This is a genomic window from Bradyrhizobium sp. 170, from assembly GCF_023101085.1.
Lineage (GTDB): Bacteria > Pseudomonadota > Alphaproteobacteria > Rhizobiales > Xanthobacteraceae > Bradyrhizobium.
Genome location: NZ_CP064703.1, coordinates 4531643 through 4555044, shown reverse-complemented (window position 1 = coordinate 4555044; position 23402 = coordinate 4531643). Strand labels below are relative to the sequence as shown.

Genomic DNA, 23402 nt, shown 5'->3' with positions numbered 1-23402 from the left:
GAAACCTAGCAGAACGTGCAAGATAATGACTAATTTCACCTGTTCCGCGAACGATTCTCACTTGAAAATGCCTCAAAATCCGAAGCCGGCCGATGCCGCCGCCCCCCGCCTCGGCAAGCCGCTGAAACGCTCGTTCTTTGGCCGCAGCGTTCACGAGGTCGCGCCCGACCTGATCGGGGCGACGCTCTTGGTCGACGGCGTCGGCGGCATCATCACCGAGGTCGAGGCCTATCATCACACCGATCCGGCCGCGCATTCCTTCAATGGGCCGACGCCGCGTAACCGGGTGATGTTCGGCCCGCCGGGTTTTGCCTATGTCTACCGCTCCTACGGCATCCACTGGTGCGCCAATTTCGTCTGCGAGGCGGAAGGCTCGGCCAGCGCCGTGCTGATCCGCGCGCTGCAGCCGACCCATGGCATATCGGCTATGCGCCGACGCCGGGGCCTGCAGGAGGAGCGCGCGCTGTGTTCCGGGCCCGGCAAGCTCTGCGAGGCGCTCGGCATCTCGGTCAAACATAACGAATTGCCGCTCGATCACCCGCCGTTCGCGCTGCATGCGAGGCTCGGCAAACCCGACATCGCCGCGGGCGTGCGGATCGGAATTACAAAAGCGGTCGATCTGCCGTGGCGCTACGGATTGAAGGGATCGAGGTTTCTGAGCAAGCCGTTTTGAGGGCTGAGCTGTGTCAACATCAATAACTGTCATCACCCGCGAAGGCGGGTGATCCAGTACGCCGTGGCTTATCGATTCAATCATTGACTTCTCTGGAATACTGGATCGTCCGCCCCAGTGCGCAATTGCGCACAAGGCGGACGATGACAACTGAATGTGACGCAACGATCTCGCGGCGCAGTGCGCCCGAGGTTTGCATGAACCTTGTCCCTCCAGAAATCAGAGGGCGCAGGGAATGCCGGATGCTTGCTGCACCCGCGATCTCGTGTGCAAGATGCACTCAAGAATGCGCACACGAGCATACAGGTACAGCCGGAGCATCCCGGCATTCCCTGCGCAATGGTCTTACGGCTTATGCCGAGCTCTCCCCGGAGACGAATTCGTCTTGCCTCCGTCGCCAGCGAATTAGCGGCTTGCATTGCCCGGTTGAGCTTTGCAATCCTCCGCCGGCTTGACACCAGCAACGGGTGCCGGGACCACACGGTTTTGCCGTACGCAGCTTCCTCCGCCAAACCATTCAGCCAGCCAGTGCCGCCGGCCAAACGTCTGGCGAAAGCGTTTAAGCGCCGTTCGTCTGCGCGTCGTGCTCGCTCACGGAGGACCGCCCTGCAAACACCGTTCGCGCCTGACGCTGCCGCGTCCACCGCAACCCGTCCCAACGTTCGTGACGATGGCCAACGCCCCTCTTCTCGGGACGGGATGGCGGGAGTTGTAGGAGTGATTTGGGTTAGCCGAGAAGCGGAATATTTTTGGGGGCGAGGCTGGACCGGGCAAATCAGCTTGAAGTTGTTGGAGAAAATCGCGCTTTGGCGCAGCGACACGGGACCTATGATTTCGACCGCCTTTAGCGAGTGAGTCGCCCGCATGAGCATAGCGACATCGAGCGCAAGACGCAGCGCGTTCTCAAGCCTGCCAAGCGCGGCCCCGAACAAAGGGGCCCAAAATTAAGTACAGCACTGTCGTAATTCTGATGCCTAACCACATTCATCTCGTCCTTGTGCCGTCCGATGCCGACGGGTTGCGCCGCGCGCTGGCGCCGGCACACCGCCGCTATGCCGGCATCATCCACGCACGCCGCTAAGCGCCCTAAAGTCACGCGTCCAAAAGTTAAGTGCATGGTCACCGCAAAGGCTGCTTACCGCGGCCTAGTCGACCAGTCAGCTGCCCGAATCGGAATGCCGAGACCGCGGTCGGGCGGGTTTTGTTTCGGCCACTTGCCCTCGCCTTGTGGTTGCGGTTGGATTGGCTTTTTCGGAGGGGGATCAAATGTCAAACCTGAAGCCATTCATCCTAAAGTCACTCCGCGAGATGCGTGAAGAACTCGTTGGAATGAATAAGAGCGATCTAACGTTCAAAAAACTCAATGACCTCTTGCCTAAATACCGGAGCGGACTTGCGGGCTCAGGCGTTTACAATCGTGTCTCCAATATGATGTCAGCGCATCAGTACGCCGAAGACATCGACCTTCTGAACGCAGTGCGCTTCGATACCGTTGGGATGGTCGACGAAGCGATCGTCGCCGTAGACGGTGAGCAGGCAGTCCAACCTATCCTTGAACAGTATATTCCAAGAGTCACAGACACTAAGGTCGCAACTCTACTCTCAGAATTTAACGCGATAAAAGATCGTGCACCCAATCTAGCGGCCATCGGATTTCGAACAATTCTTTCTCATCTGGTTCAAGAACAGGCTAAGGTAGCCAACCCGGGTCACAAATTTTCGAAACAGGAAGACCTCGCTCCGAAGGAAGCAATAGACTATGCGGTAAAGGAAGACTGGTATCCTGAGGCTGAAAGAAAACTGATCAGGAATTTTCAGCAGAACGGACAAAAGGACATCTTCGACAATATCACTCACAAGCCCGGGGCAAAGACGCTTATCAGCAAAGACGATTTGAGTGCGGCCGTCGACACGCTGCTCAATCGATTGCTACCCGTCACTTATCCGAAAGGCGACACTTAACTTGCCCCATTGACTCAACCGTCGCGGGAAGGTGGAATGGAGCTTTGCTGGGGAGTTGAGTTATGCGTATTAATAACATCATTGCGTTTGCCGCCTTTCTATTGTTCGTCAGCTCGAATGCATGCGTGGCGGCTATTATCAATATCAATTACGCCGGCACCTACACCGCGAGCTGGAGCGGAAACTATGATCCATTTACCGGCATTTTGGGGCCGCCGTACTCGGGACAATTCGGCAGCGGGTCATTCAACCTGCAGTTCGTCTTCGACACCTCCCTCGCTTTGCCGGGCAACTTAAGCTCAACCCAAGTATCATCGTTTGAACCTTTTCAGGGCGTAGACCTTTTTCCCAGTGTTGGACACGGCAATTTTTCAGCTGGCGGATTCGTTAGCGGCGACTACTTCGCATCGCACACCGCTGGCACTGGATCTACCACCCAATCGGTAGGAGATTTGGCGCTTGGCAAGGGCGGCTATTACGTTTCGCCAAGTCTATATATGACAGCCTTTTCCCCCAATATGCCCAATTCGATCTACACTTCCTTCGAAGTCATAGATGGTCTCACTGGATACGGCTCTTTCTCCTATGCGTACGGCAATACATTTCTAGGCGGCGGCCAAGTCATCTACGACTTAACTCCTCTCACCTTGCAGGTGCAGGTTTCCGGCGTGCCTGAAGCTTCAACTTGGGCGATGCTGCTGATCGGGTTCGCGGGACTGGCTTTCGCGAGCTATCGTCGACCACCGAGTAGGCCGCATGAGCGCAGCGATATGCGGGACAAACCACCCGGGATTTCGCCTCGCGCATCCATGCTAAGCCAGCAAATAGCCCGCATCAGCACAACGACATGCGCGGGATAGACCAACCCCGGATGTCGCTTCGCTCATCCGGGCTACGCGCGCTGGCCGAAAAGTCACCTTGGCCTTGGCTCCCTCGCGTGGTCGGTGTGCTCACCGGCATTTACGTGATGATCCGCGGTTTGGATAACGTTGAGAACGACCTAACCGCGCAATCAAAAGCGAAATGGGAGTTCTCGAATGCCGCTCAAGATGAATAACCTGCTCATGCCGGACAGCTTCCCTGCAGATCAGTTCGATCGAATTTATCAAGCGGTTGCGAACCGATATCGGCAGCATCCAAATTATTCCCAGTATCAAGGAGCTTGGAATGGTGTCGCGTATTGTTACAAGGCAATGGTGGAATATGACGAACGGTTCACAGCTTCGATTGTAAAGGATGGGCCTGCTCCGGGCGAACCAACTCGCTTCGATCAGGAGCGCAACCTTTTCGGATTTGCGAGCAGCGCTTATTCGATGTTTGATGCACTTCACTATGGAATATTTGCCATTGGGTCATTTATCGATGCCAATAATTTTCCGCTTTCTAGTGCACAGGATGAGCGGAGAGTTAGCTTTAGGAGCACTCAAACGGCCTACAGCAACGCATTCGGCGGAGATTCGATTGTCGGGTATTTTTCAACGTTTTCCGCGGACGCCGAACGCGTGGACCTCGATGCACTTCGTAACATGTTGACTCACCGCGCAAGTCCGCCCCGCGCCTTCCGATTGGGCGGAGGTGGACCGCCTGCGGCCATGACACGACTAGACATCCCGATCGACAAGAACACGACGGCGTTGCGCGCGAAGTCTGCTGCCAGACTGCTTTCCAATGGATTGACTGCGATGGAGGAATTTATCCAGCGCCACTAAGCCAGTAATTACGGTGACAGCACTCAATTGATTTCCTCGACACCATCGCCACTCGGCAAGCTGAGAAATGGATTGCTTCGCTCCGCTCGCAATGACGGAGCTGGGCGACTACGACGCCATCTTCAGCAAGCAGCTCGCATAGGCACAGCGATATGCGGAGCTAACCAGACCCGGATGCCGCTTCGCTCATCCGAGCTGCGCTTGCTACGCTCGAAGTTCCCTTGCAAGCCTTTTCGGTTTGAGCAGAACCAGTAACGATGCGGTAACGACGAGCATCGCTTTTTCTACAATCGCAACATCGACTCAATCCCGTCACGACACGCCCACGTTGAACACGTAAGTGTGGTCTGCTGTTTCGCTTTGCGAAAAGTGAAGTGCTCATAAATTGTACTGCGTCGAACACGTGGAACACGCAGCGTGATGAGCTTGCGCAAACCACGGAGCCACCAAACAGCAACAGAAACTTCAAAAGAAAAGGAGCTGTACGATGGCTGGTGTATTTCCTGTTCAGGGATTTGGGTTCCTCTCCAACTACAATGGTGCATTCGTCACCAGTTCCGCGTACGCCGCCATGCAGGCGATCGCGAGCACCAATGCAAACTCGATCGAGCTCGCTCCGCGGCTGTTTATGCAGACCAGGACGTCGAATGATGTCTTCGCCGATCCCGGCAAGACCGAGAGCGACGCCAATATTCTTCAGGCTGCGGCAAATGCGGAGGCGCTCGGGCTCTCGGTTACGTTGAAGCCCATGGTCTCAGCCCTCGATGGGACGCTCGCATACGCTCTCATTCCGAGCGATCCCGCCGCCTTCTTTGCTTCCTACAAGAACGAAATGGTCCACATGGCTGAAATCGCCGAGCAGGCCGGCGTGACCATGCTCTCGATCGGCAACGAACTCGGCAAGCTCTCCGGACCCCAATATCGAAGCTACTGGGTTGACCTCATCGATTCCATACGCGCCGTGTTCCACGGCGAGATCACCTATGCAGCCGCAACCGACGAAGCCATCAATGTCAGCTTTTGGGACAAGGTTGATGTCATCGGAATCAATGCGTATCCGCCGCTAACGACGACAACCGAGCCGACCGTCGAGGAGATGGTCAATGCGTGGAAAAACATGTCCACGGACGACTACTGGGCGAAGGTGATGAATCACATGTCGCCGGTCGATTTCTTCCATTCCCTTGCCTTGCAGTACGACAAGCAGGTGTTCTTCACTGAAACCGGCTATCGCAGCGTCGACGGAACCAATATCAGGCCGGGCGGCTGGGCCGAAGGCACGACGCAGGACGTCCAGGAGCAATATGACGCCTTCAACGCCTTCTTTCAGGTGTGGGGATCGGAAGGCGGAAGCTGGTTCAGGGGCGCGTCGATCTGGAACTGGGATACGAACAACAAATACTCACCTATCGGCTACTCGCCCCAGGGCAAGCCTGCGCAGGAGTTGATTACCGAATGGTACGGAGGTCAGCACCAGCCGCCCGGCCAGACGCTGACGGGTTCTCCGTCTGCCGATCTGATGGATGTCGGCGGCGGCAATGATATTCTGTCAGGCGGGGTCGGCAACGACACGATCAAGTCAGATGGGGGCGACGACACCATTACTGGCGGGCCCGATACAATTCCGAAGCTCACGGAGACGTCAGTCACGGTGACGGGTTACAGCTCCGTCGTCGACGGCGTCGGTGCCAAAATGCAGCTCCTGATTAACGGGCAGCAGGTCGGCAACACCGTCGAATTCCACGGCGCGACCGACGCCTCGGGGTTCCAGACCTTCACCTTCACATTCGCCAACCCGACCACGGTCTCCAGCCTCGATCTCGCTTTCATCAACGATGTCGCCAACGCCAATGGCGACCGCAACCTCTACATCAAGGACATCACCGTCAACGGCGAGCATCTTGCCGTCTCCGACGGGGTCAATCCAAGTTCGCCGGGAACGTGGAATCTCTATCAAAACCGGTCCATCCACTATGACATGACCGGTCGCCAGGACCTGTTCTTCGGTTCGTCGACCGATGACGACAGCCTTGAAGGAGGTACAGGCAAAGATGTGATAAGCGGCGGCGCCGGGGCGGACGTGATCCAGGGCGGCGCGGGCAACGACACCATCAACGGCGGCCCCGGCGCGGATGCGATCCGCGGCGGAGCGGACGACGATACGATCAACAGCGGCGCCGGCATCGCTACCGCGACGGATCAACTCTATGGCGATGACGGCAACGACATCATCAAGGCCAGCACCGGCGACACCGGTGCCCTGCTCGACGGCGGCGCCGGCAAGGACCAGCTCTACGGCAGCGGAGCGGCGAACGTCATGAGTGGCGGTGACGGCAACGATTATCTCTCCGGCGGCGGCGGACTGGATACCATGCACGGTGGCGCCGGCGACGACCAGCTGAAAGGTGGCACGGCTGCAACGCAAATGTTCGGAGACGATGGCAACGACAGCTTGCAGGGCGGTACCGGCAACGAATTCCTGTATGGAGGCAGCGGCAACGACCGGCTGATCGGTAGCGGTGGAAACGATTATCTGGCCGGCGGGGCCGGCAATGATACATTCGTTTTCGCTGCCGGCTTCGGCAAGGACACGGTTGCCGACTTCCAGAACACCGATGGTGTGCAGGACATCATTCAGTTCGACAAGACGGTGTTTGCCGACTTCAGCGCCCTTCAATCGCACATGGCCGAGGTTGGCACGAGCGTCGTGATTACGGTCGACGCCAACAACACGATCGAGATTCGGAACACGACATTGAGCCAGCTTCACGCCAGCGATTTTCTGTTCGTCTGAGCCAGCCGAGGGTCGCAGGAGCGCCTTCCCGTCCTGAAGAATTCACGATGCCAGCGCGGTCCGGATCATCCGCGCGAGATCGGAGCTGAGGTAAGGCTTCGGCAGGAGCAGCACGCCGGCGTCGAGGCGGCCATGATGTACAATGGCGTTCTCGGTATAACCAGACGTATAAAGCACCTTGAGTTCCGGGCGCCGTTTCAGCGCCTCGGTCGCGAGCTGACGGCCGTTTAGTCCGCCGGGGATGATCACGTCAGTGAACAGCAGATCGAAGCGTTCGGGACCATCAATGATTGCAAGCGCCTCGGCGGCATTGCCGGCGGCCATCGTGTGGTACCCAAAACGGCTGATCTGCGTCACGACGTATTCGCGGACCAGCGGGTCGTCCTCGACAATCAGGATGGATTCGTCGCCGTGTTCGCCCCCCGAGATGCCAGCTTCGGCGGCCAGCGCGTCCGGGACACCCGCCGCCGCCGGCAGGTAAAGCTTCACGGTGGTGCCGTGGCCCTCTTCACTGTAGATCTTGATATGTCCGTTCGACTGTTTGACGAAGCCGTAGACCATGCTGAGACCCAGCCCCGATCCCTTTCCGACCTCCTTGGTGGTGAAGAACGGTTCAAACACCTTGTCGAGCAGGCCGCCGGGGATTCCCTCCCCTGTGTCGCTCACCGCGATCATGACGTAGTTGCCCGGCTTGAGCTCGCTGGTCATGCCGGGGTAGTTCTCGTCGAGCACGACATTCCTGGTTTCGAGCGTCAGCTTGCCGCCGTTCGGCATGGCGTCACGCGCATTCAGTGCGAGGTTGAGGATCGCCGTCGAGAGCTGACTGGGATCGATCAGGGCCGGCGCGGAATCGTGTGCCAGCATCGATTCGATTTCGATCTGTTCGCCGAGGGTCGGTCGCAGCAACCGCGCGGCATCGACGACCAGGGCGTTGACGTCAGTGTTGCGCGGCTGCAGCGGCTGTCGACGGGCGAAGGCCAGCAGATGCCGTGTCAGGTCGGCCCCCCTCGCCGCGGCGGAGCTGATCATATCGGTGATCTGGACGAGATGCGGACGATCCTTGACCGCCTCGCCGAGGATTTCGATGGTTCCGGTGATCACCGTCAGAATGTTGTTGAAGTCGTGCGCCACACCGCCGGTGAGTTGGCCGACGGCTTCCATCTTCTGCGCCTGCCGGACCTGGGCCTCGTTGGCCTCTATCTCCTGAAAACGTTTAACCATGGCCTCGGCCTTGCGCCGGTGCCGGATTTCCTCCTCAAGCGCCGCATTGGCTTGCGCAAGTTGCGTGCGCGACGGCTGCACCAGGATCCGCGGCAGCGACAGCAGCAGTGCCGCCGTGATCCCGACCGATATCAGCGCCAGGAAGCCTTTGGTGAGGCCTTCGATGTCGTAGGCCGGCACCCACAAAGTGAGGATCGCCAGCAGGCGGGTCATCCCGCAGACCGTGACGAAGATAGCGAATATCCCGAACACGCCGCGGTACATGAGATCGCGGCGCCGCCACACGAAGAGCCCGACGACGAACGCGGTAGCAAAGAAGGCGCCGGCGAGCATGGCGTCGGAAACCGCATTCAGCCAGATCAATTCCGGCTTCCACATCAAGCACGCGCCATGCGGGGTGAGCGTCGACATGTTCAGAATATCCTATTTGAGTTGAGACCGAGTCAGAAAGCCCACGCGATTGACCTTTCTCCATCCTGCCCACTCGCCGCAGGGAAGGCGAGCGACCACGCGATGGAGGCGCCCCCGAGAACGTCGATGAATTCGCGCCGACTCATGGCAAATCCGTCCCGGGCTGAGGTCCAATATTTTCGATACTTGGAAAGATAGCACGCGAGGTTCCGCGGCGTGGGAGATAATCCGGGGGGCGCCCGCCGCCGCGGTCCCACCTGTCCTGACCCGCGGGCGATGTCCGACTTGCGTCCGGGATGCGCACCAAAGCGGACGTCCGCCGACCGCTCCGAATTTATGAATTCGCGCCCCACCACACCCCCGGATGTCGCTGCGCTCATCCAGGGCTATGATTGCTTTGCGCTTGCTACTGCCCCCGGTGGCAAACCGCCTCGACCTTGTTGCCGTCGGGATCGCGCAGGAACGCGCCGTAGTATGCGGCGCGGTAGTGGCGCAGGCCGGGTGGTCCGTCATTGGTGCCGCCGGCGGCTATGCCGGCGTGCCAGAACGCTCGAACGTTTGAAGCAGGCGCCAGCTTCCGGTTACTATCAACAGGGTCCGGCGCAGTCTCAATTTCCGTTCGAGCCCCATCAATCATCAGGCCGTCATTTGAAAGGACCACCATGTCGCGTCCCGCCCGATTTGCTCTGCATTTCCCGCTGGCTTGCATCGCCGCTTGCGCGCTGGCTCTGTCGGCCGTGCCCGCGCGGGCTGAGCCGGTGGGTCGCATCCACGAGCTGGCGCAGCAGGAAAAAGCCCCGCTGCTCGACACGCTGCGTGACCTCGTGAACATCGAGTCCGGCAGCAAGGATGCCGAGGGCCTGGCCCGGCTGGCGGCGTTGATCGGCGAACGCCTGACCCGGCTGGGCGGCAAGGTCGAGATCGTTGAGCCGACCGACATCTACCGGATGGACGACACGCCGCCCAAGCCGGGCGCGATGGTGCACGCCGAATTCAAGGGGACTGGAGCCAGGAAGATCATGCTGATCGCCCACATGGACACGGTCTACCTGCCCGGCATGCTGAAGGACCAACCCTTCCGCATCGACGGCGAGCGCGCCTATGGGCTCGCCATCCTCGACGACAAGCAGGGAATCGCCCTCATCCTGCACACCGTGGCGATGCTGCAAACATTGAAATTCCATGATTACGGCACGCTGACCGTACTGATCAACGGCGACGAGGAGATCAGCTCGCCGGGCTCGCGCAGCACGATTACTCGCATGGCGGGCGAACAGGACGCCGTGTTCTCTTACGAAGGCGGCGGAGAGGACGGCCGCCTGCGCCTGGCCACCAGCGGCATCGGCGCGGCGTACCTGACGGTGGACGGCAAGGCCTCGCACGCCGGCTCGGCGCCGGACAAGGGCGTGAACGCGCTGGTCGAGCTGTCCCACCAGTTGCTGCAATTGAGCGACCTGTCGCGGCGCGACCAGGGCCTGAGCCTGAACTGGACGGTCGCGCAGGCCGGTACCAATCGCAACGTGATCCCGGCACAGGCTACCGCGCAAGGCGACGCAAGGGCGCTGAAGGTGTCTGATTTTACCGAGCTGGAGGCCACGCTGCAGCAACGCGTGAAGACGCAACGGATTCCCGACGCCAAGGTGCAGCTCCGGTTCGAGATGCGCCGCCCGCCGCTGGAAGCCTCGCCGGCCTCGCGCCGCCTGGCCGCCCATGGCACCGCTATCTACGGGGAATTGGGGTTGCCATTGAAGGTGTTCGACGTGGCCAGCGGCGGCGGCACCGACGCCGCGTTCGCCGCCCTCAAGACCACGGCTGCCGTGATCGAGGGTTTCGGCCTGAGCGGCTACGGCGCCCACTCGAACGACGCGGAGTACGTGAAGCTGGAGACGATCGTGCCGCGCCTTTATTTGTCCACGCGCATGATCATGGATGTGTCGCAGGACAAGGTGAAATGAGGCCGGTGTACGGTCAAGACCGAGCCTTTGCCGCGTTCGCTTGCCTCCGTCGCGTACGCTCGGGCTTGCGCGAGAGGGCCAGCCCGAGCCGGTGATGCCGTAGTGCCGCGGTCAGGTGCCGCGACGCCGCCGTCACTCGATTCAGCGATGCGAGCGTGCCGCGTTCGACGATCAGTCGAGCGTGATCGCAACTGCGACACCGAACGTGTCTAGGTCCTGACTGTGAATTGTGCGCAACCAACACTCGATTCGACGACCGGTGCGCACCACCGCGCCCTCAAAGACATTATTACCTGAGCCGGGAGAGCCCCAGTGTTCGCCGCCGGACACCTGGGAGGACGTTAGCGCTCCGCTGTCCGATCCACCCTCATTCTTCAGGGCGAACAAGTGGGCACGTTGAGCTGGCATGATTGCTACTCCTTGCTGCGGGTCAGCTTTTCGAATTTCTGCGTCAGGTTGTCACGAACCAATGGGGTCGAGACTACCTTGCCGGTCTTCAGATCGACCGCGCGCGTCAACAGCCGGCTTGATGCGCGTGGCACGTCGGTCCGCGTGAGATCGATCTTGCCTGGATCGGGGAAGCGTTGGAGCACAGCGCGGATGTCGTCCTCGGTGGGCTCCTGCGGCTCGTCGCTACCGAGGTTGTAAACTCGAAGGGTGTGCGGCCGCTCTCCTTGTCATAGAATACGTAACGCATATCCATCACCATCGCCGGTCAGGTCACCGACGCCTCTTTGCTAAGCCCCCTAACTTCAACATTGCACATCTCTAAAGATTCAACTGTAAGCTGATTCACACCAGGACAAATCAATCCGATCGAGGACACCCTTTCGACGTTGCCGACGCGCTCGTCGCCAAGCGTAGCGCGCTGGTCATAACCGGCGGATTCTCGGGCGGTCAGTTCGCCATGCAAACTCCACAGCTAATCTAAACCGGATGTCGTTTCGCTCATCCGGCTACGATTTCTTTGCGCCTGCTACACCGCGCGGTGACACACCGCCTCGACCTTGTTGCCGTCGGGATCGCGCAGGAATGCGCCGTAGTAGGCGGCATGATAGTGGCGCAGGCCGGGTGGCCCGTCGTCGGTGCCGCCGGCGGCGATGCCGGCGTGCCAGAACGCGTCCACTTCGCTTCGCGATTTTGCCTTGAAGCACCAATGCCGGCTGGTGGCCTCGTCCGGCCTCGCGCCCTTGTAGATGGCGATGTAGACGCGATCCGGATGCTGCGCGTCAGCGCGTTCGCCGTAGCCGAGCCAGCGGTCACTGCGGCCGACCTTGACGATTTCGAGCGCCTTCATGATCGCGTCGTAGAACCGCTCGGCCGCGGCAAAGTCTGAAACCGTGATGGAGACGTGGTCCAGCATCGATCAGGCCCTCGATGGTGACTGACGCTACCTCAGCCGTCATTGCCTGCGACAAACGCGAAGCGTTTGCGCAAGGGAGCGAAGCGACGAAGCAATCCATACCTCCGCCGCGGGACAATGGATTGCTTCGCTGCGCTCGCAATGATGAGGCCTGGCTACGACGCCTTCTTCAAACGCTCCAGCGCTTCCTGCAGCTTCGCCTTTCGCGCAACCGCCGCCTCCCGCTTTTCCTTTTCCTCTTCGACGATCTCTTCGGGCGCGTTGGCCACGAATTTCTCGTTGCCGAGCTTGGCGTCGACCCGCTTGATGTCGGCGTCGGCCTTGACGATTTCCTTGTCGAGCCGGGCCTTTTCGACCGAGAGGTCGATCACGCCCTTGAGCGGCAGCGCCACGGCTTCGCCGCGCACCAGGAGTTGCACCGCGCCTTCCGGTGGGCGATCGGCAAAGGAAATATCCGCCAAACGCGCCAGACGTTTCACGGTGTCGTTCCAACGCTGGGCGCGCTCCTTGGTCTCCGTTGACGCTCCCGACAGCACCAGCGGTATCAACGTTGCCGGCGGGATGTTCATTTCCGAGCGCAAAGAGCGGATCGGGGTGACGAGATCGACCACCCAGCCGATTTCGGCTTCGGCAGCGGGATCGCTGAAATCGCCGGCGTCGAGCGCGGCCATGACCGGCGCGATCAGCGGATCGCCCGGCCCTGCCAGCGCCATCGCAGCGATCTGCTCGGCGGTCACCGAACTCGCCTTGCGCGGCCATTCGGCCAGCACCAGCAGGCCGTCGCGCTTGGCCGTCACCGCCCAGAGCTCTTCGGTGATGAACGGCATGAACGGATGCAGCAGTTTCAGGATCTCGTCCCGCGCCCAGGCGGTCATGGCGCGGGTCTCGGCCTTGGCCGCGCCCTCCTCGCCCATCAGCACGGGCTTTGCGAGTTCGACATACCAGTCGCAATAGACGTTCCAGACGAAGCGGTAGATCGCATTGGCCGCATCGTTGAAGCGATAGCCCTCGATCGCCTCGGTCACCTCGCGCGTGGCGCGCGAGGTCTCATGCGCGATCCAGCGGTTCAGGGTCTCCGTTGCCGCCGTCGGATCGAAGCCTGCGGGTTGCTCACAGCCGTTCATCTCGGCAAAGCGGCAGGCGTTCCACAGCTTGGTCGCAAAATTGCGGTTGGTTTCGACAAGTTGCGGCGAGAGCTTGATGTCGTGGTTGTGGGCCGCGCCGCGCGCCAGCGCGAAGCGCAGCGCGTCCGCGCCAAAGTCGTCGATGACACCCAAGGGATCGATGACGTTGCCTTTCGACTTCGACATCTTCGCGCCCTTCTCGTCGCGAACCAGGCGGTGGATGTAGACGGTCGAGAACGGCGCGTCCTTCATGAAATGAAGGCCCATCATCATCATCCGGGCGACCCAGAAGAAGATGATGTCCCAGCCCGTGACGAGCACGTTGGTCGGGTAATAGCGCTTCACTTCGCTCGTTTCGTCCGGCCAGCCAAGCGTCGAGAACGGCCACAGCCCGGAAGAGAACCAGGTGTCGAGCACGTCCTCATCTCTGACGATGAAGCCCTCGCGCTTGGCAGGGTCCAGCGCCATCTCGCGCCCCTGCTCTTCCGTGATGACTTCCTGCTCGACGTAGTAACCGAGCGCGTTGCCGACGGCTTCCTCTTCGGTCTCGGCGACGAACACCTTGCCGTCAGGCCCGTACCACGCGGGAATCTGATGGCCCCACCAGAGCTGGCGCGAGATGCACCAGGGCTGGATGTTCTCCATCCATTCGAAATAGGTCTTTTCCCAGTTCTTCGGCACGAAAGTGGTCGCGCCCGAACGCACGGCCGCGATCGCCGGCTGCGCCATGGTCTTGGCGTCGACATACCACTGGTCAGTCAGATAGGGCTCGATGACCACGTTGGAGCGGTCGCCATGCGGCACCGTGTGCGTGTACGGCTCGACCTTTTCCAGGAAACCGAAATCCTCCAGCCGGGCCACGATCTTCTTGCGCGCGGCGAAGCGGTCGACATTGTGCAACTCTTCGGCAAGCTGGCTCGCGCCTTCCGGCAAGCCGCGCAGATAATCCTCGTTGTCGACGAGAGCGAGACAGCCCTCCCGATCGAACACGTTGATCTGCGGCAGGCCGTGACGCTTGCCAATTTCGAAGTCGTTGAAATCGTGCGCCGGCGTGATCTTGACCGCGCCCGATCCCTTTTCGGGATCGGCGTAGTCGTCGCCGATGATCGGGATGCGGCGGCCAACCAGCGGCAGGATGACGTGCTGGCCGATCAGGTGCCCGAGACGCTCGTTCTGCGGATGCACCGCGACGGCGGTATCGCCGAGCATCGTCTCGGGCCGCACCGTCGCCACCGCAATGAAGGTCGCGGGATCGTCGGGATTGAAAGTCTTGCCCTCGATCGGATAGCGAAGATACCAGAGATTGCCCTTGACCTCGACCTGCTGCACTTCGAGATCGGAAATTGCCGTGAGCAGTTTCGGGTCCCAGTTCACCAGACGCTTGTCTTTGTAGATCAAGCCTTCGCGGTGCAGTTCGACGAACACCTTCACGACCGCGCGCGATAGCCCCTCGTCCATCGTGAAGCGTTCGCGCGACCAGTCGCAGGAAGCGCCGAGGCGCTTCAACTGATTGACGATGACGCCGCCGCTCTCCGCCTTCCACTGCCAGACGCGTTCGAGGAATTTGGCGCGGCCCATGTCGCGCCGGCCCGGCTCCTGCCGTTCCATCAATTGCCGCTCGACCACCATCTGGGTCGCGATACCGGCATGATCGGTGCCGGGTTGCCACAGCACGTCGCGGCCGCGCATCCGCTCGAAGCGGCAGAGAATGTCCTGCAGCGTGTTGTTGAGCGCGTGGCCCATATGCAGCGAGCCCGTCACGTTCGGCGGCGGGATCACGATGGTGAAAGGTGCTGCGTCTTTTCGTTCCGGGCGGCCGGCCTTGAACGCGCCGCTCTCCTCCCAGATCCGGGACATGCGGCTCTCGATATCGGCGGGCTGGTAGTTTTTCTCGATCATGGCACTGCAATTGGAGATGGTGGGGGCGCCCTTGAGCAAAACCGTCGCCGGTTCGCTCAAAGAATGTAAATCAAATCAACGCGGTAGCGCCCGGTTTGGATGTGATCGGCGCCGGGCCGCCCCTAGAAAGCCGCCACGGCGCCTCAAGTCAACCTGACAACTCCGGTTCAGGGCAGCGGGGAGCCGCGGGTAACGCCGGTTTGAAGGATGGGGTTCGCGATCGACGCCCGCCGAGGCAGCCTTGATGCAGCCTCGACCCAGCCTCAACGTGGCCCTTGGGACTAGCGCCCGCCGCGCGAAACCCGCTCGATTTCGGCCTTGACGATCCGCTCGACCAATCCCGGCAAATTGTCGTCGAGCCAGGATTTCAGCATCGGCCGCAGCATCTCCTTGACCAGATCCTCCAGCGTCCGCGCGTTGTTGCTCAGCACGGTATTGGCCAGCGAGTTGAAAGCAGATTCCACGGCGGAGACGGTCGAATGCGATAAAATCGGTCGCGCTGGTGGGCTTTCCATCGGTGGCTCATAGGCCGGCTGGCGACGTGACGCCTTGGCTTCGGTGAATTCGATATCGTCCTGCGGTTCAACCTTGCTGAATGTTGCCGCGGCGGGGGCTGGTGCCGGCTCCGGCAATGCCATCTCGTCGGTGAGTTCGAACACGTCGGCTTCGGGCTCGGGCTGCGCCGGCCTTATGTCGGCCTCGGGCGTCGCCGCATCGAGGCTCGCCAGCATCGCATCGATGTCATCCTGGTTGTTGCTGGCAACCGGTTCGGGCGCAGGCGGCGGTGGTGGCGGGGCCGGCTTCGGTGCGGCAGCCGGCTTTGGCGCCGGAGCAATCGCCGACGGCGGGATATCCTTCATCATGGCCGGCTTCGCGGCGGCCGGCGGGCTCGCAGGCTTTTCGGCAGCTGCAGGCTTTGCCTCGTCGTCGGCTATGATGCGACGGATCGACGCCAGAATCTCCTCCATCGAGGGCTCTTGGACCTTTGCAGGTTGCGTCATCTCCGACTCCACATCGAAACCATTTTACATCAAAGCCACGAAGGAATTGCCGGTTCCGGATATCGAGGCCGGGATTTTCATCGCACAAGCCCGACTTGTCCCCAGATCAAGCCCGCCCGCTGCATCGCGCGCAGGTCCTGCTCCCCTCAAAACGACCCCGACACGCGTCCGTGAGATGCAAAGACGCGGGCCACGAATCGCTCAGCTCGCCCCGGAAACGGTACGTCATGGCCACAATTGATTGCAAGCAAAGCGCCCGGCGCTTCAGGCGCCGGGCGACGATTTCATCCCGCCTGTGCGGAAATCGACTCGGAAATCAGCGGCCGTCGGGTGTGCGAACGCCGACCCAGCTATCGCGCACCTGGTGATAGTGCACGCTCGGATCGTAGACCGTGGTCGACAGGTTGAGCACCTGCGGCGTCAGACGTCCGATCGTGTTCAGCACGGAGTACGATGCAACCACGCGGTCATGCTGCGCGGTGACGAGCGCCACGCGCGCATTCACCAGCGCCTGCTGCGCGTTCAGCACGTCGAGCGTGGTGCGCTGTCCGGCCTTGGCTTCCTCGCGCACGCCGTTCAACGCGATTTCGGACGCCGCCACCTGCGACTGGGCGGACTGCACCTGCGCCTTGCCGGCAACGAGCTGGCCCCATGCCGTGACCACGTTGGCACGGGTCTGGTCGCGGGTCTGGTCGAGAACGAGGCGCTGCTGCGCCACCGTTTCCTTGGACTGCCGGATCAGCGAATATTCGCTGCCGCCCTGATAGATCGGCACCGAAAGCTGCGTGATCGCAGACGCGCCGAACGACCTGTATTGGATCAGGCTCTGCTCATAGGACTGCTGCACAGAGGCCTGCAACGTGACCGTCGGCAACAGCGCGCCTTCGGCCACCTTGACCTGAAGGTAGCTGACGTCGATGCCGAACATCGCCGCGGTGACGTTCGGGTTTTGCGTCAGGCCGAGCTCGACGGCGGCCGGCAGCGTCGATGGCAGGAAGCGATCGACCGGCGAGCCCGGCGCAAGCGCTTGCGGCTCATTGCCGATGATGCGGCGGAAGTTCGAACGCGTCGTCGTCAGATTGGCTTCCGCGGTCAGGAGCTGCGTCTTGCCGGCGGCCAGTTGCGCCTCCGACTGCGCGACGTCGGTGCGCGTGACTTCGCCGACATTGAAGCGATCGCGTGTCTGTTTCAGCGTCTGCTCAAGCACGCGAACGTTGCTCTTCTGCACTTCGACGATCGCGGAGTTTTGCAGATAGTCCATGTAGATCGTGGCGGCGCTGAGCAACACCGTCGACTCGAGTGCCCGCAGGGCTTCGCGCGCGCCGGAAACCTGGCTTTCCGCCCTTCTGGTGTTGTTCGCGGTCTGCTGGCCGTTGAAGAGCGTCTGCGTAATGGTCGCGCCGACGCTGCGCGGCGGATTGGCGCCGTGAATATTGGTGCGAACGAGCGTGTTTGCGTCGCCGCCCTGCGTGCTCAGCGTATCCGTATATTGGTAGCCCGCACTCGCCGTGACCGAGACCCTCGGGCGGTAGCCCGACAGCGCCTGCGGTACGTTCTCATCGGTGACGCGCACCTGCGCGCGCTGCGCATTGAGCTGCGGATTATTCTGATAGGCGCGCACCAAGGCCGCCTCAATGGTGTCGGCCAAGACGGGCGTCGAGCCCAAGCATACTAATAGAAGGACCGAAGCCGCAGCTCCGGCAAATTCCTTCACCCCACGCATCCCAAGCAATCCGATCTTTTTGGTCGCCCGGCCATTGATCATGATCGCACATGATCATTAACCGAACGTCGCTTCACTCGAAGTGAGTCCCGGCTCACCTTATTCCGCACGTAGCCTAGACGGAACACCCCCGCAAGCAAACGCCGTCGAAACTCTTCACGTGGGGCAATCGGGCCACACTTCTGATTTCGAACAGGATTTAGCTGGTGACGAAGGGCGAATATTGGGCGTTGAAGCGGCTGAAACGCTAGAAAACGAAGGCCGGAACAAGTTCCATGCCGGGCAGCACCGGGGCGGCGGCATCGAACAGCGTCCGGTGACCGAAATCGCCATGCGAAGCAGTCACGATGGTAGCCCGTGCCGGCCGTGACGTCGCAAAAACGCCCACCAACCGGCCGCCGCTGCGCAATTGCGCGTAGAGCTGTTCCGGCACGACCTCGGTCGCGCCGTTCAGCACGATGACATCGTAGGGCGCGCTTGCCGGGTCTCCATCGGCCGGCGCCGCGGGGCGGACGGTTACGTTTCCACAGCCATTGCTGGCCAGAATCGCCTGCGCCTTCGCCGCCAGCGCCGAATCGCTCTCCGTCGCAGTCACCTGGGAAGCGAATCGGGCGATTACGGCGGCGGCGTATCCGGTGGCGCAGCCGACCACCAGGACGCGGTCGGCTTCCTTGATCTCAGCCGCCTGCAGCATCTTCGCCAGCACCACCGGCTTGATCAGGAACCGCTTGGCCGCGCCGCCTTCGCTCACATCGAGATCGAGGTCCAGATAGGCCAGAGCCCGCTTGTTTTCGGGAACGAAGGCCTCGCGCGGCACCGCCAGCATGGCATCGAGGATTCGGATATCGGTGACGTCGCTCGGACGCACCTGACCATCGACCATTTTCTGGCGCGCGGTCGCAAAACCGGACATAGGCTAAGACCCTGAGAGCATGCGGCGTGGCCGCAAGAGAACTGGAACCGAGAGCTGAAAACCGCGTCATCTTTGGTACAAGCTTCGGCAAAACGCAACATGCGCGCGCCCGTTGCCGCGCTGCCCGGAGGGCGCGGGCAAGCCGCCTAAAAGCCGCCTATTCGATCGCCACGGCGAGCCGGGCGATCAGCCGCGCGACTTCATCCAGGTGCTCGGTATCATGCGCTTCAATGGCTTGCGCGAGCCGCAGCAGGCATTCGTCGTCACTCATGGCGGGAATGTCGCTTGGGACGATCGAAGGTACCGCGCGGATCAGGTCGGTCGCAATGGCTGGCATCGAATCAGCTCCCGTGAAATCCGGCACGACCGAGCCTTTTGGGCGATTGAGTCGAATTGGCGGCCCGGTCGATCGCACCTGTGTATGACGCAATTGCGCCTGCCCGGTTCCAGCCGCCGCCTGTCCGGGGGCCGAAAACGACGACAAATGGTTGTAGCGCAGGGGCTTTCCGGCCCCGCTTCACCCGAGCACACAACCGGTGATTTGGTCCTTTGCAAGCCCGAAAGGCTTTGTTATACGCTGCCCGCTCGCGAACCTTTGTTTCGCCTGTTCCTCGGTAGCTCAGCGGTAGAGCATTCGACTGTTAATCGAATGGTCGCTGGTTCGAATCCAGCCCGGGGAGCCAATCAAATCAAGCACTTCCCCCATTTTCGCCCCACGCCGCGCAAGCCTCGTGTCTGCAAACCAGCTGCGCAGCGACTACCATTGGATGGTCGGATTATCGGTGTGGCGATCGTTGTCGCCCTCTGCGTCGCGGTGCGGCTGGCATTGCGGCACTACTTCCCGCCTGAGACATGAGCTTGCGAGGCCCGGCGGATTGCGCAAGATGGCCGTAGCCACTTCTGGCAGGAGCCTTAAGGCGACACAAACCAGAAGCACGGATTCGACTCTCGCAAGCCAACTTCGTTCCTAATAGCGGCCCGGCCCCACAGGTGCAGCGCTAGTAATCCTCGCCCGTTAAGCGCATGATGCGGCATGAAGGAATCGCATCAACGATCCTGCAAGTGCGGCGCGGTTTATAGCCGTACCGAATCCATGGCACGCAGTAGACAAATAAGCAGTTTCGAGTGCTCGGTTTGTGACGCGACGCTTGAGACATGGAATACTGCTTGGGTCCCCACATTTCGCCTGATCGCTGGCCCGGTGCGCGACAGCGGATGCCTGGTTTCAGGAGAACGACCCGGAAGGCGTTGCATTCCGATATGAAGTTCTAGAGTGACTAGAACACGCGCAAAGAAGCTCAAGAGTGACTGAGCCGGCGTTTCTTCGATTAATTGCCCCCAAAGTTGAACTTCTCCACTATAATCATTTATAATCATTTGGCCGTCGCGAGGCCAAGCAGTTTAATATTGATTGGAGGTTGAATATGTACCGTTCCTTTATTGGTATTGCCGGTGTTCTTGTCTCAGCCCTTACTTTGTCGAGCGCCAGCGCCCGCGCTGATATTTTTCTCCACGCCAACCTGACTAATTCGGCTGAAAACCCAGCGGCCGTGCCGACAACAGCCATCGGGGCGCCGCGCCCTGCTTCGTTCGGAACGGTGGACTTCATTCTAAACACGGCCCAGACGGCACTCAGCTTCACGGCGACAATCTTCAATATTGACTTCACCGGCTCGCAAACCGCGGACATTAACGACAACCTTATCGCGGCGCACATTCACGCCGGTCCATTGGTAACACCGGCGACTAACGGACCCGTCGTGTGGGGATTCTTCGGAGCGCCTTTCAACGACAACAATCCGAACGATTTGGTATTTACGCCATTCGCAACCGGCGTCGGCGGCTCAATCAGCGGAAAATGGGATGCGCCGGAAGGCAACGGAACGACGCTTGTTGCGCAATTGGCCAACATCCTCGGTGGCCAATCGTATATCAATTTTCACACGATGCAGTTCCCAGGTGGCGAGCTTCGCGGCAACATCGGCGCAGTGCCGGAACCGTCCACCTGCGCGATGCTGATCATGGGCTTCGCTGGCGTCAGCTTCATGGCTTACCGCCGTCGTAACCAGAGTGCGCTTCAAGTAGCGTAATCTTCAATCGCCGATCAGAATCTGCAGCGAGACCGCCTTCGGGCGGTCTTTTCGGTGGCGGCTCCAGGGATTGACTCAACCGGCGCAGCCCGCAGACCCGCATCGATCGCCTCCTTGCAGCCGCCGGGTGGGTCAGCAATTCGGGAGCTGTCGCGCCTGCGCGCACGAAACGGCTGCGCCGGCCGGCCCTCCGGCCCGAGGCAATCGTCGGCCCTGAAAGCCGCCCGTTCAGCCGACCAGAACTTCCCTGCAGGCGAACATCATTCACCATGCAACCGGGGGATTGATATTTAATTCTGGAAATTTAAATATGTCGCCTTGACTAGTTATATAATACCTGAAAGGGTTCAATTATAATAAATCGTTAAAAAGCTGGGGGTGTCCCGCCATGGGCAAAATATTTAAAATTCTAACCGCAGGTTTACTCGCCGCTGCAGTGCATTCACCGGCCAGTGCAGCGCTCGTGAGCTTCACCGGCGACGGCAATTTTTCCAACGTCACGAATTGCAACGGCGGCAGCCCCGGTTGTTCCATTACGAACAACGGCAACGTGCTCAAAATGTCGGGAGCGACGTGGCCGGGAAATCAGTCGAGCACGCTGACCATCACCGACATCGTCGGCACCAACGTTCCGACCAATAAGAACGATTACGTCATCGGCAAGATCACTTGGGTGAACCAGGCCACCTACCACACCGACCAGAACTTCAACGTCAACTACACCTTTTCGCTGAACTTCACCTCGCCGGGCAGTTCGTCCGATTCTCAGGTGTTCAACCTCAACATCCGGCAGACGACCAACCCGTCGCCGGACAACGTGTTCAACATCAGCCAGGTAACGCTCAACAACCTGGGTCCATTCACTCTCAACGGCGTGACGGTTTCCGACATTCATTTCGTTGAATATGGCGATGGATGGTACGATGGAAGCAAATGGACGAACCCGGAGTGCGGGACGTCGACTCTCAAGATAGTGGCAGATTTCACCGCCGATATTCATGCTCCGCCTGTACCGGAACCTTCAACCTGGGCGATGATGATCCTCGGCTTCGGCGGCGTCGGCTTCATGGCCTATCGCCGCAAGCGTGGTGGAAACGCTCTCGCGGCCGCCTGATCACAAGCGACTAAAGCAATTCGAAAGCCGCCCTGGATCCGGGCGGCTTTTTTGTCGGCATCCGTGGCACCCTACCTCGCCGCAATCGCCGCGATAAACAGCGCGCAAGCCGCCGTGGACGAGGCCGTCCGCACGTGGTTCCACAGCGTCCAGTCCGTCAGATAGCGCGCCCACAGCGACGTGGCCTCGTGGCTTGCGGGATCGGCCGCGGCAAGCGCATTGTTCAGGGGCACGTTGAAGATCATCGTGACGACGAACATGCCGAGCACATAGAGCACACCGCCAGCCATCATGGCCATCGCGCCGGGCTCGCCCCAGCGCAACAGCGCAGTCACCGCAAGTGCTGTGCTCGCAGCCGTCGTTGCCAGGAAGATCGGCAGGAACAGCGATTGGACGATCGCGATGTTGATCGCATTCATCGCCGCGATGCCTGCCGCCTGCCCGATGCGGCCCAGCGCCGTCATGATGAAGGCCGAAAACGCAAAATAGAGACCGGCGAGCAAGCCGCAGCCAATCGCGGAAAACCACAGCAGGCCAGTTACCAACGTCTGCATGATCATGCCTCCAGACACCGGTCGCAGCGGTTCGGCGGGCGTAGTCGGCAAAGTCCCGCGCGGGACGGCCGAGCGCCTGTTCGACGCCGTGCGCGACATCGGAATTGCGCCCGTCGAGCACGACGGTGAACAACTCTAGCAGAAGCGCGATGTGTTCCCCGGGCACATGGGGCCGCATGCCGTCGGCAAATTCTTCCGAACCGATCTGCCGGTACTCGACCGGCCGCCCCGCGGCACGGGCGATCTCGGCGACCGCTTGCGCAAACGTCAGCGCGCGCGGCCCCGTCACCTCATAGACCTTGCCGGCATGACGCCGATCCGTCAGCGCGGCGACGACGACCTCGGCGATGTCATCGACGTCGATGAACGGTTCGGGCACGGCGCCGGCCGGCAAGGCGATCTCACCGGCCAGCACGCCGTCGAGCAGATAGCCTTCGGAAAAATTCTGGTCGAACCAGCTTGCGCGCACGATGGTCCAGGGAACGCCGGAATGCTGCAACGCCGCCTCCGCCCGTTGCGCCCCCGGCTCGCCGCGGCCCGACAGCAATACGACGCGCTCCAGCCCGTTCTCGCGCGCCAACCGGCTCACCTCGGCGATCGCATCACTGGCGCCTTCGACCGCAAGATCCGGCTGGTAGGTGACGTAGGCCATCGAGACGCCGGCAAGCGCGGCCGGCCAGGTCTCGGGCCGGGTCCAGTCGAACGGCGTCGGCGTCGAACGCGACACCGGCCGCGTCGGGACGCCGCTCGCCCCTAGCAGCGCGTTGACGCGCGCACCGGTCTTGCCCGCGCCGCCGATAATCAGGATCGGGAGTTCTGACATGGATCATCCTTTCCAGGTGCAATACGAGAATTTCTCGTATTTGCTAAACCCGATAAACTCTCGTATTAGTAAC

General features: G+C 60.8%; 17 protein-coding genes, 1 tRNA gene and 2 pseudogenes. 9 read left to right on the top strand and 11 right to left on the bottom strand.

What is annotated here, in order from left to right; genetic code table 11:
• The first annotated feature begins 67 nt into the window (after positions 1-67).
• From IVB05_RS21190 to IVB05_RS43645, 5 genes are all read left to right on the top strand, one after another.
• The gene (locus IVB05_RS21190) at positions 68-673 is read left to right on the top strand and encodes a DNA-3-methyladenine glycosylase (RefSeq protein ID WP_247786820.1); all 606 of its coding nucleotides are present in this window, start codon (positions 68-70) and stop codon (positions 671-673) included.
• Positions 674-1939: 1266 nt separating this feature from the next.
• Positions 1940-2635, top strand: coding sequence for a hypothetical protein (locus tag IVB05_RS21185; protein WP_247786521.1), 696 nt, complete (start codon positions 1940-1942; stop codon positions 2633-2635).
• Positions 2636-2697: 62 nt separating this feature from the next.
• A complete protein-coding gene (locus IVB05_RS21180; protein ID WP_247786520.1) occupies positions 2698-3495 on the top strand; it encodes a PEP-CTERM sorting domain-containing protein in 798 nt (265 codons plus the stop codon).
• A 177-nt stretch (positions 3496-3672) separates the two neighbouring features.
• The gene (locus IVB05_RS21175) at positions 3673-4344 is read left to right on the top strand and encodes a hypothetical protein (RefSeq protein ID WP_247786519.1); all 672 of its coding nucleotides are present in this window, start codon (positions 3673-3675) and stop codon (positions 4342-4344) included.
• A 487-nt stretch (positions 4345-4831) separates the two neighbouring features.
• A complete protein-coding gene (locus IVB05_RS43645; RefSeq protein ID WP_276578771.1) occupies positions 4832-7138 on the top strand; it encodes a carbohydrate-binding domain-containing protein in 2307 nt (768 codons plus the stop codon).
• Positions 7139-7180: 42 nt separating this feature from the next.
• Here IVB05_RS43645 and IVB05_RS21160 read toward each other — a convergent pair whose 3' ends face one another.
• Both IVB05_RS21160 and IVB05_RS21155 read right to left on the bottom strand, forming a co-directional pair.
• Positions 7181-8770, bottom strand: coding sequence for an ATP-binding protein (locus IVB05_RS21160; RefSeq protein ID WP_247786518.1), 1590 nt, complete (start codon positions 8768-8770; stop codon positions 7181-7183).
• Between the two features lie 406 nt (positions 8771-9176).
• Positions 9177-9332: pseudogene (locus IVB05_RS21155) on the bottom strand (VOC family protein); the annotation flags it as partial.
• A gap of 100 nt (positions 9333-9432) precedes the next feature.
• Here IVB05_RS21155 and IVB05_RS21150 point away from each other — a divergent pair.
• Positions 9433-10725, top strand: coding sequence for a M20/M25/M40 family metallo-hydrolase (locus tag IVB05_RS21150; RefSeq protein ID WP_247786517.1), 1293 nt, complete (start codon positions 9433-9435; stop codon positions 10723-10725).
• Between the two features lie 413 nt (positions 10726-11138).
• On the opposite strand, the gene IVB05_RS21145 is transcribed toward IVB05_RS21150, so the two are convergent.
• The 7 genes from IVB05_RS21145 to IVB05_RS21115 all read right to left on the bottom strand — a co-directional run bounded on the left by IVB05_RS21145 (position 11139) and on the right by IVB05_RS21115 (position 19085).
• Positions 11139-11318, bottom strand: coding sequence for a hypothetical protein (locus IVB05_RS21145; protein ID WP_247786516.1), 180 nt, complete (start codon positions 11316-11318; stop codon positions 11139-11141).
• Between the two features lie 383 nt (positions 11319-11701).
• Entirely contained in the window at positions 11702-12088 is a 387-nt protein-coding gene (locus tag IVB05_RS21140; protein ID WP_247786515.1) for a VOC family protein, read from the bottom strand.
• 155 nt (positions 12089-12243) lie between these two features.
• Positions 12244-15111, bottom strand: a complete 2868-nt coding sequence (locus IVB05_RS21135) for a valine--tRNA ligase (RefSeq protein WP_247786514.1) — start codon at positions 15109-15111, stop codon at positions 12244-12246.
• A gap of 281 nt (positions 15112-15392) precedes the next feature.
• On the bottom strand, positions 15393-16112 hold the full coding sequence (locus tag IVB05_RS21130; protein WP_247786513.1) for a DUF2497 domain-containing protein: 720 nt from the start codon (positions 16110-16112) through the stop codon (positions 15393-15395).
• A gap of 316 nt (positions 16113-16428) precedes the next feature.
• Positions 16429-17835: a TolC family outer membrane protein gene (locus tag IVB05_RS21125; RefSeq protein WP_247786512.1), complete on the bottom strand. Its 1407-nt coding sequence runs from the start codon at positions 17833-17835 to the stop codon at positions 16429-16431.
• A gap of 247 nt (positions 17836-18082) precedes the next feature.
• Entirely contained in the window at positions 18083-18748 is a 666-nt protein-coding gene (locus tag IVB05_RS21120; RefSeq protein ID WP_247786511.1) for a protein-L-isoaspartate O-methyltransferase, read from the bottom strand.
• 157 nt (positions 18749-18905) lie between these two features.
• Positions 18906-19085, bottom strand: a complete 180-nt coding sequence (locus IVB05_RS21115; RefSeq protein WP_247786510.1) for a hypothetical protein — start codon at positions 19083-19085, stop codon at positions 18906-18908.
• A 271-nt stretch (positions 19086-19356) separates the two neighbouring features.
• On the opposite strand from IVB05_RS21115, the gene IVB05_RS21110 reads away from it, so the two are divergent.
• The 3 genes from IVB05_RS21110 (at position 19357) to IVB05_RS21100 (ending at position 21952) form a co-directional block, all read left to right on the top strand.
• Positions 19357-19431, top strand: a tRNA-Asn gene (locus tag IVB05_RS21110).
• A 741-nt stretch (positions 19432-20172) separates the two neighbouring features.
• Positions 20173-20838, top strand: a complete 666-nt coding sequence (locus tag IVB05_RS21105) for a CHRD domain-containing protein (RefSeq protein ID WP_247786509.1) — start codon at positions 20173-20175, stop codon at positions 20836-20838.
• A gap of 388 nt (positions 20839-21226) precedes the next feature.
• Positions 21227-21952 carry a choice-of-anchor K domain-containing protein gene (locus IVB05_RS21100; RefSeq protein ID WP_247786508.1) on the top strand — a complete coding sequence of 242 codons (726 nt, stop codon included), beginning with the start codon at positions 21227-21229 and terminating at the stop codon, positions 21950-21952.
• 71 nt (positions 21953-22023) lie between these two features.
• Here the strand turns inward: IVB05_RS21100 and IVB05_RS21095 are convergent, their stop codons facing one another.
• A complete protein-coding gene (locus IVB05_RS21095) occupies positions 22024-22506 on the bottom strand; it encodes an anthrone oxygenase family protein (protein WP_346771870.1) in 483 nt (160 codons plus the stop codon).
• Positions 22507-22516: 10 nt separating this feature from the next.
• Positions 22517-23329 (bottom strand): annotated as a pseudogene (locus IVB05_RS21090) (NmrA family NAD(P)-binding protein); the annotation flags it as partial.
• Between the last annotated feature and the right edge of the window lie 73 nt (positions 23330-23402).

Excerpts from the sequence above, each read along its gene's own strand:
- IVB05_RS21190 (WP_247786820.1), top strand. The coding sequence starts at position 68 with ATGCCTCAAAATCCGAAGCCGGCCGATGCCGCCGCCCCCCGCCTCGGC.
- IVB05_RS21185 (WP_247786521.1), top strand. The coding sequence starts at position 1,940 with ATGTCAAACCTGAAGCCATTCATCCTAAAGTCACTCCGCGAGATGCGT.
- IVB05_RS21180 (WP_247786520.1), top strand. The coding sequence starts at position 2,698 with ATGCGTATTAATAACATCATTGCGTTTGCCGCCTTTCTATTGTTCGTC.
- IVB05_RS21175 (WP_247786519.1), top strand. The coding sequence starts at position 3,673 with ATGCCGCTCAAGATGAATAACCTGCTCATGCCGGACAGCTTCCCTGCA.
- IVB05_RS43645 (WP_276578771.1), top strand. The coding sequence starts at position 4,832 with ATGGCTGGTGTATTTCCTGTTCAGGGATTTGGGTTCCTCTCCAACTAC.
- IVB05_RS21160 (WP_247786518.1), bottom strand. The coding sequence starts at position 8,770 with ATGTCGACGCTCACCCCGCATGGCGCGTGCTTGATGTGGAAGCCGGAA.
- IVB05_RS21150 (WP_247786517.1), top strand. The coding sequence starts at position 9,433 with ATGTCGCGTCCCGCCCGATTTGCTCTGCATTTCCCGCTGGCTTGCATC.
- IVB05_RS21140 (WP_247786515.1), bottom strand. The coding sequence starts at position 12,088 with ATGCTGGACCACGTCTCCATCACGGTTTCAGACTTTGCCGCGGCCGAG.
- IVB05_RS21135 (WP_247786514.1), bottom strand. The coding sequence starts at position 15,111 with ATGATCGAGAAAAACTACCAGCCCGCCGATATCGAGAGCCGCATGTCC.
- IVB05_RS21130 (WP_247786513.1), bottom strand. The coding sequence starts at position 16,112 with ATGACGCAACCTGCAAAGGTCCAAGAGCCCTCGATGGAGGAGATTCTG.
- IVB05_RS21125 (WP_247786512.1), bottom strand. The coding sequence starts at position 17,835 with ATGCGTGGGGTGAAGGAATTTGCCGGAGCTGCGGCTTCGGTCCTTCTA.
- IVB05_RS21120 (WP_247786511.1), bottom strand. The coding sequence starts at position 18,748 with ATGTCCGGTTTTGCGACCGCGCGCCAGAAAATGGTCGATGGTCAGGTG.
- IVB05_RS21115 (WP_247786510.1), bottom strand. The coding sequence starts at position 19,085 with ATGCCAGCCATTGCGACCGACCTGATCCGCGCGGTACCTTCGATCGTC.
- IVB05_RS21105 (WP_247786509.1), top strand. The coding sequence starts at position 20,173 with ATGTACCGTTCCTTTATTGGTATTGCCGGTGTTCTTGTCTCAGCCCTT.
- IVB05_RS21100 (WP_247786508.1), top strand. The coding sequence starts at position 21,227 with ATGGGCAAAATATTTAAAATTCTAACCGCAGGTTTACTCGCCGCTGCA.
- IVB05_RS21095 (WP_346771870.1), bottom strand. The coding sequence starts at position 22,506 with ATGCAGACGTTGGTAACTGGCCTGCTGTGGTTTTCCGCGATTGGCTGC.